At 72.1% G+C, this 12,010-nt stretch carries 11 protein-coding genes; 2 read left to right on the top strand and 9 right to left on the bottom strand.

The features are described 5' to 3' along the window. Window positions 1–357 precede the first annotated feature (357 nt). The 9 genes from L2K70_RS18265 to argC are packed head-to-tail and all read right to left on the bottom strand — an operon-like array spanning window position 358 to window position 9,570. Entirely contained in the window at window positions 358–924 is a 567-nt protein-coding gene (locus tag L2K70_RS18265) for a DNA-3-methyladenine glycosylase (RefSeq protein WP_236404674.1), read from the bottom strand. Continuing rightward, on the bottom strand, window positions 908–2,353 hold the full coding sequence (gene argH, locus L2K70_RS18260) for an argininosuccinate lyase (protein WP_236404673.1): 1,446 nt from the start codon (window positions 2,351–2,353) through the stop codon (window positions 908–910). The genes L2K70_RS18265 and argH overlap by 17 nt, the downstream gene beginning before the upstream one ends. Next, window positions 2,353–3,789 carry an argininosuccinate synthase gene (argG, locus tag L2K70_RS18255; RefSeq protein ID WP_236404672.1) on the bottom strand — a complete coding sequence of 479 codons (1,437 nt, stop codon included), beginning with the start codon at window positions 3,787–3,789 and terminating at the stop codon, window positions 2,353–2,355. Before argG ends, argH begins: the two co-directional genes overlap by 1 nt. Then, window positions 3,786–4,331: an arginine repressor gene (locus tag L2K70_RS18250; protein WP_236404671.1), complete on the bottom strand. Its 546-nt coding sequence runs from the start codon at window positions 4,329–4,331 to the stop codon at window positions 3,786–3,788. The genes argG and L2K70_RS18250 overlap by 4 nt, the downstream gene beginning before the upstream one ends. Continuing rightward, window positions 4,328–5,254, bottom strand: coding sequence for an ornithine carbamoyltransferase (argF, locus tag L2K70_RS18245; protein WP_236404670.1), 927 nt, complete (start codon window positions 5,252–5,254; stop codon window positions 4,328–4,330). Before argF ends, L2K70_RS18250 begins: the two co-directional genes overlap by 4 nt. After that, complete coding sequence (locus tag L2K70_RS18240; RefSeq protein ID WP_236404669.1) at window positions 5,251–6,441, bottom strand: acetylornithine transaminase; 1,191 nt, start codon at window positions 6,439–6,441, stop codon at window positions 5,251–5,253. Before L2K70_RS18240 ends, argF begins: the two co-directional genes overlap by 4 nt. Continuing rightward, entirely contained in the window at window positions 6,438–7,397 is a 960-nt protein-coding gene (gene argB, locus L2K70_RS18235; protein WP_236404667.1) for an acetylglutamate kinase, read from the bottom strand. The genes L2K70_RS18240 and argB overlap by 4 nt, the downstream gene beginning before the upstream one ends. Continuing rightward, complete coding sequence (gene argJ / locus L2K70_RS18230; RefSeq protein WP_236404666.1) at window positions 7,394–8,545, bottom strand: bifunctional glutamate N-acetyltransferase/amino-acid acetyltransferase ArgJ; 1,152 nt, start codon at window positions 8,543–8,545, stop codon at window positions 7,394–7,396. Before argJ ends, argB begins: the two co-directional genes overlap by 4 nt. Then, entirely contained in the window at window positions 8,542–9,570 is a 1,029-nt protein-coding gene (gene argC / locus L2K70_RS18225) for an N-acetyl-gamma-glutamyl-phosphate reductase (RefSeq protein ID WP_236404665.1), read from the bottom strand. Before argC ends, argJ begins: the two co-directional genes overlap by 4 nt. A gap of 88 nt (window positions 9,571–9,658) precedes the next feature. Here argC and L2K70_RS18220 point away from each other — a divergent pair, with 88 nt between their 5' ends. Both L2K70_RS18220 and L2K70_RS18215 read left to right on the top strand, forming a co-directional pair. Then, window positions 9,659–10,474: a maleylpyruvate isomerase family mycothiol-dependent enzyme gene (locus tag L2K70_RS18220; RefSeq protein ID WP_236404664.1), complete on the top strand. Its 816-nt coding sequence runs from the start codon at window positions 9,659–9,661 to the stop codon at window positions 10,472–10,474. Between the two features lie 47 nt (window positions 10,475–10,521). Then, window positions 10,522–12,009: a calcium-binding protein gene (locus tag L2K70_RS18215; RefSeq protein WP_236404663.1), complete on the top strand. Its 1,488-nt coding sequence runs from the start codon at window positions 10,522–10,524 to the stop codon at window positions 12,007–12,009. Window position 12,010 lies beyond the last annotated feature (1 nt).

Below are 12,010 nucleotides of genomic sequence, written 5' to 3'. Positions count from 1 at the left end.
AAAGAAATCCGCGACCACCCCACCCCAACCCCACAAAAGAGGCCAAGACAAGACAGTCAACGGGGCAAAACAAACTAATTCGTCGACTAATCAAACACACTGTTGAGTTCTCAAGGATCAGACGCACCCGTTCCTCGCCGGCTTGGCCGGTTCGGTCGCGGGGCAACCTGCAGAAACTTACCGGGCGCTCCACCCGCCGTCAAACTCGCGGGCTTCGTGCTCTGGTGGTCGCGCCAGGTTTCCGCTTCAGCTGACCTTCTGGCCAGGAGGCGGCGCCACTTGCGGCGACGAGAAGAACTGTAGACCCTCCGTCCGGGCGATGCCAAACCGGGGGGTGCCCGCGCGCAAAACCGCAGGTCAGGGGCGTGCAGACCGTCTCGGTGCGGCCGGCCGGTAGGTGCTGACGGTCGGGTCGCCGGTGATCCAGAACCGCCACGGTCGCTCGGCGGCGTGCCGCAGACCGACCCGAGGTCCGGTGCTGATCGCAGGGACCGGGTCCCCCGGTACCAGCGCGGGACGTACGCCGTTGTCGGACAGGTCGATGCCCAGCGCACGGCACAGGCGCGCGGGTCCGCGCGCCAGCTCGCGGTCGCGGACGCCGGGTCGACGCGCTCGCGCGACGTCGAGCCCGTCCACCACCTCGCCCGCGCGGAGCAGCACCGCGCCGGGGTCTCCGTCAGGACCGGTGACGAGGTTGGCGCAGTGGTGCATGCCGTAGACGAAGTAGACGTAGAGGTGGCCCGGCGGGCCGAACATCACCGCATTGCGCTCGGTGCGCCCGCGGTAGGCGTGCGAACCGGGGTCGGCAGGGCCGGCGTACGCCTCGACCTCGGTCAGGCGCAGCGAGACTCCCCCGTGGGTGAGGACGGAGCCCAGCAGCCGGGGCGCGACCTCGAGCGGGTCGCCCTCAGCCCAGTCGTCCACGGTGCCCCGTGGTGACGGCCCGCAGCTCGTCGAGCTGCTCGCGCACGCGGGCCGGGGCGGTGCCGCCGCGTCCGGACCGCGAGGCGACCGATCCCTCGACGGTGAGCACCGAGCGCACCTCGGGCGTCAGGTGCGGCGAGATCGCCGCAAGCTGCTCGTCAGTGAGCTCGGGCAGGTCGCAGCCGAGCTCCTCGCACCGTCGTACGCAGGCACCGGCGAGCTCGTGCGCCTCGCGGAACGGCACTCCTTGCCGCACCAGCCACTCGGCGACGTCGGTGGCGAGCGAGAAGCCCTGCGGTGCGAGCTCGGCCATCCGCGCGGTGTTGAAGGTCAGCGTGGCGACCATGCCCGTGAACGCCGGCAGCAGCACCTCGAGGGTCTGCACGGAGTCGAAGACCGGCTCCTTGTCCTCCTGGAGGTCACGGTTGTACGCGAGCGGCAGCGCCTTGAGCGTGGCCATCAGGCCGGAGAGGTTCCCGATCAGCCGGCCGGCCTTGCCGCGGGCGAGCTCGGCGATGTCGGGGTTCTTCTTCTGCGGCATGATGCTCGACCCCGTCGACCAGGAGTCGTGCAGCGTCACGAAGTCGAACTCCCGCGTGGACCAGAGGATGACCTCCTCGGCCAGCCGGCTCACATCGACGCCGACCTGGGCCAGGACGAAGGCGAGCTCGGCGACGAAGTCGCGCGCCGCGGTGCCGTCGATCGAGTTGGCGGTGGAACCGGTGAACCCGAGCTCGGCGGCCACCAGCTCGGGATCGAGGCCCAGGCTGGACCCCGCCAGCGCCCCGGAACCGTACGGCGAGTCGGCGGAGACCCGACGGCGCCAGTCGTCGAGCCGGTCGAGGTCACGCACCAGCGGCCACGCGTGGGCCAGCAGGTGGTGGGCCAGCAGCACCGGCTGCGCGTGCTGGAGGTGGGTGCGCCCCGGCATGATCACGTCCAGGTGCCCGGCAGCCTGCGTCACGAGCGCGTCGACGAGGTCCGCGACGAGGCGCGAGACGACCAGCGAGTGGTCGAGGAGGTAGGCCCGGAAGAGCGTCGCGATCTGGTCGTTGCGGCTGCGGCCCGCGCGCAGCCGGCCACCCACGTCGGGACCGACCTCCGCCAGCAGCAGCCGCTCGAGCGCGCCGTGGACGTCCTCGTCGGTCGGCTCCGGGACCAGCTCGCCGTCGGTGAACCGCTGTGCGAGCGCATCGAGGCCGCGGTGGATCTCCGCCTCCTGCTCCCCCGTCAGGTAGCCGGCGGCCCCCAGCGCCTTGGCGTGCGCGTGCGAGCCTGCGATGTCGTACAGCGCGAGCTGCCAGTCGAAGTGGGTGGAACGCGAGAGGTCCTGCAGCTCGGGTGACGGACCGCTGGCGAACCGCCCGCCCCAGAGGGAGCCCTCGTTGGTCGTGCCGGAGGTGCCGGACGGGCCAGGAGCATTGGTCATCAGTCGGTCCCGGACTCCATCGCCGCTGCGTCGAGCGCGCTGTCGTCCTCCGCCTCGGAGCGGGCGGAGGGGTTGTCGGTGATCCTGTCGTAGCCACCCTCCTCGATGGCGCCGAACAGCGTCCCGTGCTCGACGAGCACCTGGCCCTGGTCGAGCGGCTGGGCGGCGTACATCTCGAGCTTGGCGCGCGAGTCTGCGATGTCCAGGTTGCGCATCGTCAGCTGCCCGATGCGGTCGGTGGGCCCGAAGGCGGCGTTCTCGGTGCGCTCCATCGACAGCTTGTCGGGGTGGTAGGAGAACGCGGGCCCGCTGGTGCTGAGGATCGAGTAGTCCTCGCCACGGCGCAGCCGCAGGGTGACCTCGCCGGTGACGAGCGAGGCGATCCAGCGCTGGATCGACTCGCGGATCATCAGCGCCTGCGGGTCCAGCCACCGGCCCTCGTAGAGCAGGCGACCGAGCTTGCGGCCCTCGTTGTGGTACTGCGCGACGGTGTCCTCGTTGTGGATCGCGTTGACGAGCCGCTCGTAGGCGACGAAGAGCAGCGCCATGGCGGGCGCCTCGTAGATGCCGCGCGACTTGGCCTCGATGATGCGGTTCTCGATCTGGTCGGACATGCCGAGCCCGTGCCGGCCGCCGATCGCGTTGGCCTCGTGGACGAGCGCGACCGGGTCGTCGTACCGGATGCCGTTGATGGCGACCGGGCGGCCCTGGTCGAAGCGGATCGTGACGTCCTCGGTCTCGATCGCGATCGACGGGTCCCAGAACTTCACGCCCATGATCGGCTCGACGGTCTCGAGCGAGACGTCGAGGTGCTCGAGGGTCTTGGCCTCGTGGGTGGCGCCCCAGATGTTGGCGTCGGTGGAGTACGCCTTCTCCTGGCTGTCGCGGTAGGGAAGGTTGTTCTCGGTCAGCCACGCGCTCATCTCGTGCCGGCCGCCGAGCTCGGTGACGAAGTCGGCGTCGAGCCACGGCTTGTAGATCCGGAGGTCGGGGTTGGCGAGCAGGCCGTAGCGGTAGAACCGCTCGATGTCGTTGCCCTTGAAGGTCGAGCCGTCGCCCCAGATGTTGACGTCGTCCTCGTGCATCGCGCGCACCAGCATCGTGCCGGTGACCGCGCGGCCGAGCGGGGTGGTGTTGAAGTAGACGCGGCCGCCCGAGCGGATGTGGAAGGCGCCGCAGGCGATGGCCGCGAGGCCCTCCTCGACCAGCTGGGTCTTGCAGTCGACCGCACGCGCCAGCTCGGCACCGTATTGCATCGCGCGGGACGGTACGCCGGAGATGTCGGGCTCGTCGTACTGGCCGATGTCGGCGGTGTAGGTGCACGGCACCGCTCCCCTGGCGCGCATCCAGGCGACCGCCACCGAGGTGTCGAGGCCGCCGGAGAACGCGATGCCGACGCGCTCGCCGACCGGGAGGGAGGTGAGGACCTTGCTCACAGGGAGTCCTTTTCGATGTCTGGTGCGGACGTGTGGTGGTTGGCCAGGTCGAGGAACCGCTGGGCGAGCGCGTCGCCGCCCTGCGGGTCGCGGCCGATGACCAGGAGGGTGTCGTCTCCGGCGATGGTGCCGAGGACGTCGCCGAGGTCGGCCTTGTCGAAGGCGCTGGCCAGGAACTGCGCGGCGCCGGGCGGGGTGCGCAGGACGACGAGGTTGGCGCTCGCCTCGGCGCTGACGAGGAGGTCGGCGCAGAGACGGGCCAGGCGGTCGCGGCCGGCGGCGCTGTCGCGGGGTCCGACCACCGACCGGTCCCCGCCCTCGCCCGGGACGGCGTACACGAGCGCGCCGTCGGCCCCGCGCACCTTGACCGCGTCGAGCTCGACGAGGTCGCGGCTCAGCGTCGCCTGCGTGACGTGCACGCCGTGGTCGCCGAGGAGCTCGGCGAGCTCGGTCTGCGAGCGCACCGGGTGGGCGGTGACGATCTCGACGATGCGCTGGTGGCGTGCGCCCTTGGTGAGGGGTGTCAGCCCTCGGGCGCTCATGAGTGGTCCAGGAGCCAGGTGAGCACGGCCTTCTGCGCGTGCCGGCGGTTCTCGGCCTCGTCCCACACCACCGACTGCGGCCCTTCGATCACCTCGTCGGCGATCTCCTTGCCGCGGTAGGCGGGCAGGCAGTGCATGACGATGGCCTCCGGTTCGGCGTGGGCGAGCAGCTCCTCGGTGACACCGTAGGGCGGGAAGATCCGCAGCCGGTCACCCGCCTCCTCCTCGCGGCCCATGCTCACCCACGAGTCGGTGATCACGACCTCGGCGCCCTTCACGGCCTCCACCGGGTCGGTGGTCAGCTCGACGGAGCCTCCGGTGTCCTGCGCGATCTCGCGCGCCTTCGCCACGACGTCGGCGTCGGGCGAGAAGCCGTCGGGAGCGCCGATGACGACGTGCAGGCCGGCGCTCGCGCCGGCGAGGACCCAGGAGTTGCCCATGTTGCAGGCGCCGTCGCCGACGAAGGCCGCCCGGACGCCCGCGAGGCGGCCGGTGTGCTCGCGCACGGTCTGGAGGTCGGCGAGGAGCTGGCAGGGGTGGAACTCGTCGGTGAGGGCGTTGAGCACGGGCACGCCGGCGTACGACGCCATGGTGACGACGTCGGACTGGTGGGCGGTGCGCCACACGATCGCCGCGGCCTGCCGGCCGAGGATGCGGGCGACGTCCTCGACGCCCTCGCGCGAGCCCATCGCGGCGAGCCCGCCGTCCACGGTCATCGGGTTGCCGCCGAGCTCGGCGATGCCCGCCGCGAACGACACCTGCGTGCGCAGGGTCGGGCGGTCGAAGACGAGCGCGACCGTCTGCGGGCCGCTGAGCGGCTTGTGGTCGAAGGGCGCGGCCTTCATCGCATCGGCGAGGTCCAGGACCTCGAGCAGCTCGGACGGCGAGAGGTCGTCGTCGCGGAGGAAGTGGCGGGTGCTCATGGTGTCTCCTGCGCCGCGGAGCGGGCGTCGTCGAGGATCTGCGGGAGGGCGTGGCCCAGGGCATCGAGGTCCTCGGTGCTGATGACCAGCGGCGGGACGAAGCGCAGCCGCGTGGGGCCGGTGGCGTTGAGGATGAAGCCGGCCGCGCGGGCCGCCACGACGGCGTGCGGTGCGTAGGGACCGTCGAGCTCGGCGCCCCGCATCAGCCCCGCCCCGGTGACCTCGACGACCCCGGCCTGCTTCGCGAGCAGCGAGGCGAGCTGGTCGCCCCGGGCGCTGGTCGCCACGAGGAGGTCGTCGGCGACGATCGCGTCGAGGACGGCGAGCGCGGCCGCGCACGCGACGGGGTTGCCGCCGAAGGTCGTGCCGTGGTTGCCGGGCTGGAGCAGCGTCGCAGCCGCGCCCCGGGCGACGGTGGCACCGATCGGGATGCCGCCGCCCAGGCCCTTGGCGAGGGTCACCACGTCGGGCTCGACGCCGTCGAGGAGCTGGTGGCCGAACCAGGCGCCAGTCCGGGCGATGCCGGTCTGCACCTCGTCCAGCCACAGCAGCGCGCCGTGGTCGTGGGCGATCCGCTGGGCGGCGGCGAGGTAGTCGGCCGACGGGACGACGACTCCGGCCTCGCCCTGGATGGGCTCGAGGACGACCGCGGCCACGGTCTCGTCGACGGCTGCCTCGAGCGCGGCCACGTCGTCGTACGGCACGAAGGTGACGTCGCCGGGCAGCGGCTCGAACGGCTCGCGGTACGCGGCCTTGGAGGTCAGCGCGAGCGCCCCCATCGTCCGGCCGTGGAACGACCCCTCGGCGGCGACGAGCCGCGTGCGGCCCGTACGACGGGTGAGCTTGAGCGCCGCCTCGTTGGCCTCGGCGCCGGAGTTGCTGAGGAAGACCCGGGCGTCGTCGCCCCAGCCGAGCAGCGCGACCAGCCGCTCGGCGAGCGAGACCTGCGGCTCCGTGGCGAAGAAGTTCGACACGTGGCCGAGGGTCGAGAGCTGGGTGGTGACCGCCTCGACCAGCGCGGGGTGCGCATGGCCGAGCGCGTTGACGGCGATGCCGGCCAGCAGGTCGACGTACTCCTTGCCGTCGGCGTCCCAGACGTGGGCCCCCTCCCCGCGGACGAGGGCGAGGGCGGGCGGGCCGAAGGTGTTCATGACCGCGCCGGCGTAGCGGTCCTGGATCGCGCTCATGGCTGGTCTCCCTTCGGATAGGGCTTGCGTAGTTTCGTTGCCGCCCCCGGCAGCACCTGCGTGCCGACGCCCTCGTCGGTGAAGATCTCGAGCAGCACGGCGTGGGGCTCGCGGCCGTCGACGACCGTGGCGCGCGGCACTCCCCCGACGACGGCCTCGTAGCAGGCGCGCATCTTGGGGATCATCCCCGCGTCGAGGGACGGCAGCATCTCGCCGAGGGCCTCGGGACTGATCTCCTGGATGAGGTCGTCGGAGTTGCCGTAGTCGCGGTAGAGGCCCTCGACGTCGGTGAGGACCATCAGCTTCTCGGCACCCAGCGCGACCGCGAGCGCGGCGGCGGCGGTGTCCGCGTTGACGTTGTGCACCAGTCCGTGCGCATCGGGGGCGACCGAGCTGACCACCGGCACCCGGCCGGCCTCGATCAGGTCGAGGACGGCCTCGGGGCGGACCTCGGCGACCTCGCCGACGAGGCCGAGGTCGACCTCCTCGCCGTCGACGACCGTGTTGGTGCGCTCGGCGGTGAACAGGCCGGCGTCTTCACCCGACAGCCCGACCGCGAGCGCGCCGTGCTGGTTGATGAGGCCGACGAGCTCGCGCTGCACCTGCCCGACGAGCACCATCCGGACGACGTCCATCGCCTCGGGCGTGGTCACCCGCAGGCCGCCGCGGAACTCCGACCGGATGCCGAGCCGGTCGAGCATGGAGGAGATCTGGGGACCCCCGCCGTGGACGACGACGGGCTTGAAGCCGGCGAACCGCAGGAACGCGATGTCCTCCGCGAAGGCGACCTTGAGCGAGTCGTCGGTCATCGCGTTGCCGCCGTACTTCACCACGACCGTCTGGCCGTGGTAGCGCTTGAGCCACGGCAGGGCGGCCGCGAGCGTGCGGGCCTTGGCGGGGTCGGGGCGGCTGGGATGGGGCGTGGGGCCGCTGGGGTTAGTTCCGGTCTCGATCATGAGCTGTAGGCGCTGTTCTCGTGGACGTAGGCGTGGGTCAGGTCGTTGGTCCAGACGGTGGCGCGGGCGTCGCCGGACTTGAGGTCGATGGTCACGCTGACCTCGCGGCCGGTGAGGTCGATCGACGAGGGGTCCTCGGCGGGCGTGGACTGCCGGCACACCCAGACGCCGTTCATCGCGACGTCGAGGTCGGCGGGGTCGAACTGTGCCGTGGTGGTGCCGACCGAGGCGAGCACGCGGCCCCAGTTGGGGTCGTTGCCGAACACGGCGGCCTTGAAGAGGTTGCTGCGGGCGACGCTGCGGCTCACCTCGACGGCCTCCTCCTCCGAGGCGGCGTGCAGCGTGGTGATCGCGATCTCGTGGTCGGCCCCCTCGGCGTCCTTGAGCAGCTGCATGGCCAGGTCGGTGCAGGCCTGGGTGAGGGCTGCCGTGAAGTCCTCGGGCGTGGGCGTTATCCCGCTGGCGCCCGAGGCCAGGACGGTGACCGTGTCGTTGGTGGACATGCAGCCGTCGGAGTCGAGCCGGTCGAAGCTGACCCGCGTCGCGGCCCGGAGCGCGGCGTCGAGGTCGGCCGCCGGTACGACGGCGTCGGTGGTGATGACGACGAGCATCGTGGCGAGGGCGGGGGCGAGCATCCCGGCGCCCTTCGCCATCCCGCCGATCGACCAGCCGGCGCCCTCGACGACGACCGTCTTGCTCACCGAGTCGGTGGTCATGATGGCCTCGGCGGCGTCGAGACCGCCGTCGGCCGACAGCGCCGCGGTGGCCGCGTCGACGCCGGCCAGCAGGTGGCCACGGTCGTTGGCCAGGCCGATGAGGCCGGTCGAGCAGACGACGACGTCGATCGCGCCGATGCCCAGGCACGACGCGACCTGCTCGGCCACGGCGTGGGTGGTCTGGAAGCCCTCCGGGCCGGTGTAGCAGTTCGCCCCGCCGGAGTTGAGCACGACGGCCCTGACCGTGCCGTCCTTGACGACCTCCTGGCTCCACAGGACCGGGTTGGCCTTGCAGCGGTTGGAGGTGAAGACGGTGGCCGAGTCGAAGGTCGGCCCGTGGTTGACGACGAGGGCGAGGTCCTTGGCGCCGGTGGACTTGAGTCCTGCAGCGACGCCTGCCGCGGTGAAGCCGGCGGGGTGGGTGGTGGTCATGGTGCGAGTCCGATCGTGGAGAGCCCGGTGGCCTCGTCGAGGCCCAGGGCGAGGTTCATGCACTGGACGGCGGCTCCGGCGGTGCCCTTGGCGAGGTTGTCGACCACGGCCACCGCCACCAGACGTCGTACGCGCTCGTCGACGGCCACCTGTACCTGCACGGCGTTGGAGCCCAGCACCGACTGCGTCTGCGGCCACTGGCCCTCGGGCAGCAGGTGGACGAACGGCTCGCTGTCGTACGCCGTCGCGTAGGCGTCGCGCACCGCCGCGAGGTCGACCCCGTCGAGCAGGGGCGCCTGGACGGTGGCGAGGATGCCCCGCGACATCGGGACGAGGAGCGGCGTGAAGCCGACCGCCACGGGTGAGCCGTGGACGGAGCTGAGGTTCTGGACGATCTCGGGGGTGTGCCGGTGGACGCCGCCGACGCCGTAGGCGCTGGCGTTGCCCATCACCTCGCTGCCGAGCAGGTGCGGCTTGGCGGCCTTGCCGGCGCCGCTGGTGCCGGACGCCGCGACGACCGTGACGTCCGGCTCGACGAGCCCGGCGGCGAGCGCCGGGACGATCGCGAGCGTGGAGACGGTCGGGTAGCACCCCGGCACCGCGATCCGCTTCGCGCCGCGCAGCACCTCGCGCTGGCCGGGCAGCTCGGGAAGGCCGTAGGGCCACGACCCGGCGTGCTCACCGCCGTAGAAGGCGGCCCACTCCTCCGCGTCGGTCAGCCGGAAGTCCGCGCCGCAGTCCACGACCACGGTGTCCTCGCCGAGCGCCTGCGCGATCGCGGCGGACTGGCCGTGCGGGAGCGCGAGGAAGACCACGTCATGGCCGGAGAGGTTCTCCACCGTGGTGTCGGCGAGGACCCGGTCGGCCAGCGGCAGCAGGTGCGGCTGGAGCGCCCCGAGTCGCTCGCCCGCGTTGGACCCAGCGGTCAGCGTGCCGATCTCGACCCCGGGGTGGCCGAGCAGCAGGCGCAGCACCTCGCCCCCGGCGTACCCACTGGCTCCGGCGACGGCGACTGACACGGTCATGTGCATGACTATACATATCTCTGCATGTCTTGCCGAATCGAGGGAATGTGGGAGGCGCGTCGTCGGCCTCCTCCCCTACGGTGCGGGAGTGACCCGTCTCCCTACCTCGCTCTCCGCCGAGGCCTACCTCGACCACGTCCGCTCCGAGTCCGCGCGCTTCCGCGAGGTGCTGACCACCTGCGACCCCACGGCTCGCGTGCCGTCGTGCCCGGACTGGGACGCCGCCGACCTGCTCTGGCACCTCGCCACGGTGCAGCGGTGGTGGGCCGAGGTCCTGTCGGCGCGGCCGGCCCGGCCCGAGGAGGTCGACCCCGAGCGCCCCGAGGCGTACGACGACCTGCTCTCGACCTTCGACGAGCGGTCGGCCGAGCTCGTGCGCGTGCTCGGGGAGGCGGACCCGGCCGACGAGGCGTGGAACTGGTCCGACGACCACACCGTCGGCTTCATCCTGCGCCGGCAGGCACACGAGGCCCTCATCCACCGCGTGGATGCCGAGCAGACGGCGGGAGTCGACTCCGAGCTCGATCCGCTCCTCGCGAGCGACGGGGTCCACGAGTGCCTGGCGGTGATGTACGGCGGGTGTCCTCCATGGGGCCGCTGGGAGCCGGGCGAGGGTCTGGTGCGCGTCGACGTCACGGACACGGGCGAGTCGTTCTGGGTCCGGTTCGGGACCTTCTCCGGCACCGACCCGGACAGCGGGACGACGTACTCCGACGAGGAGGACTTCCACGTGGTCGATCCCCCGGGGGACGGCGACGTGGAGCCCGACGCCGTCGTCGACGGCACCGCGGCGGCGCTCGACCTGTGGCTCTGGAGCCGGGGGAACGACACCGACATCTCAGTGGTGGGTGATCGAGAGGTGCTCGACCGGTTCCGCGCGATCGTCGGGTCGCCGATCAACTGATCCACCACGTCGACAACTTCTGGGCGGCTCGCGGCGTCTTGGTCGGTATGCCTGACTCCTACGGACCAACCCGCGTGCCGCCACGCCGTCGCGCCGCGCTGGCCACCGCCCTGACGATCCCGCTGACGATCCCGCTGACGCTCATCGCCGCAGCTCCGTCGCATGCCGAGCCGCTGACGTGCCAGGGCAGGACCGTGACGGTCGAGGGCAGCACCGGCACACCTGGCGACGACGTCATGGTCGTCGGCCAGACGCTCGGCGGGGGCGCGAGCGCCGGTGAGGGCAGCGACCTGGTCTGTGTCCGGATCACCTCGAGCTCGGAACCCTTCGTCTTCACCGTCGACGCCGGTCCCGGCGACGACACGGTCGTCAACGAGTCCACCGACGGCAACGCCAGCCTCACCGTCGTCCTCGGCGCCGGCAGCGATGCCTACACGGGCAGCGAGACCGGCGAGGCCGTGCACGCAGGGACCGGTGACTGGTCGCGACTCGGGGGCTCCACCGACACCGAGAGGGACGTCATCGACACCCGCGGCGGTGGTGACTCGGTCTACTCCGGCTCGATCGACGCCGGATCGGGCAACCGCGACCAGCTGACGCTGGGCGAGGGCGACGACCGTCTGCACTGGGCAGGCGTGCAGGCGGGACCGACGCCTGACCTCGGCGGTGGCGCCAACACGCTGCACCTCTACCGCGGCTGGCAGGGCAACGACCTCGCCGTCGACCCCCCCACGGGCACCGCTGCGGTCGACGGCCGGCCGGTCCTCCGGTGGTCGGGCGCGGTGACGTCCTGGACCGTGCTCGTGGACAACCTTCGCACCACCTTCACCGGCACGGACGCCAACGAGCGCGTCGTCTTCGGCAGCGGCAGCCCGGTCCCCTCCCAAGGACTCATGGCGCCGCCGAGCCCGGACGCACGCCGTACCGTCGACCTGCGAGGTGGCGACGACAGCCTGGTGTTCTACGACACCGTCGGTGGTGACCTCGTGGGCGGCGACGGGCGGGACCGAGTCGAGCTGGGGTACTGCGTGGAGGGCGCCGTGCGGGTGGGGGTGGCCTACACCTGCCTGCGCAACTCCAGCCCGCGTCTCGAGTTCACCGGCGCCATGGATGCGTGGGAGGAGGTCGTCCTCGCCGGGGCCTACGTCTCCCTGGTGGGGACCGAGTCCTCCGAGGTGCTCAGAGGCTCCGGCGCGAGCATCCGGATGAGCGGACGCGGCGGCGACGACCTCCTCACCGCGTCTCGCCAGCGGAGCACCATGGACGCCAGGCGGCCCGTGGTCATGCGCGGTGGCGACGGTGACGACATCCTGACCGGCACGTACGGCGACGACCGGCTCGTCGGCGGAGCGGGTGGGGACCGTGTCTCCGGCAGCTCGGGTGCCGACCTGCTGCTAGGCGGCTCGGGTCGCGACCGGCTGTCCGGCGGCAAGGGGGCCGACCGGGTCCGCGGCGGCACGGGGCGCGACCGCGCTGACGGCTACGACGGCCGCGACACCTGCGCCGCCGAGGTGCGCCGCTCCTGCGAGCGCTGAG

The organism is Nocardioides potassii (assembly GCF_021648885.1).
Classification (GTDB): Bacteria; Actinomycetota; Actinomycetes; order Propionibacteriales; family Nocardioidaceae; genus Nocardioides; species Nocardioides potassii.
Note: the sequence above shows the minus strand (reverse complement) of the source record. Positions and strands in the feature narration are given on the sequence as shown.

Coding starts and splice junctions, on each gene's coding strand:
- L2K70_RS18240 (WP_236404669.1), bottom strand. CDS start 6,441: ATGAGCGCGATCCAGGACCGCTACGCCGGCGCGGTCATGAACACCTTC.
- argC (WP_236404665.1), bottom strand. CDS start 9,570: ATGACCGTGTCAGTCGCCGTCGCCGGAGCCAGTGGGTACGCCGGGGGC.
- argJ (WP_236404666.1), bottom strand. CDS start 8,545: ATGACCACCACCCACCCCGCCGGCTTCACCGCGGCAGGCGTCGCTGCA.
- argB (WP_236404667.1), bottom strand. CDS start 7,397: ATGATCGAGACCGGAACTAACCCCAGCGGCCCCACGCCCCATCCCAGC.
- argF (WP_236404670.1), bottom strand. CDS start 5,254: ATGAGCACCCGCCACTTCCTCCGCGACGACGACCTCTCGCCGTCCGAG.
- L2K70_RS18215 (WP_236404663.1), top strand. CDS start 10,522: ATGCCTGACTCCTACGGACCAACCCGCGTGCCGCCACGCCGTCGCGCC.
- L2K70_RS18250 (WP_236404671.1), bottom strand. CDS start 4,331: ATGAGCGCCCGAGGGCTGACACCCCTCACCAAGGGCGCACGCCACCAG.
- argH (WP_236404673.1), bottom strand. CDS start 2,353: ATGACCAATGCTCCTGGCCCGTCCGGCACCTCCGGCACGACCAACGAG.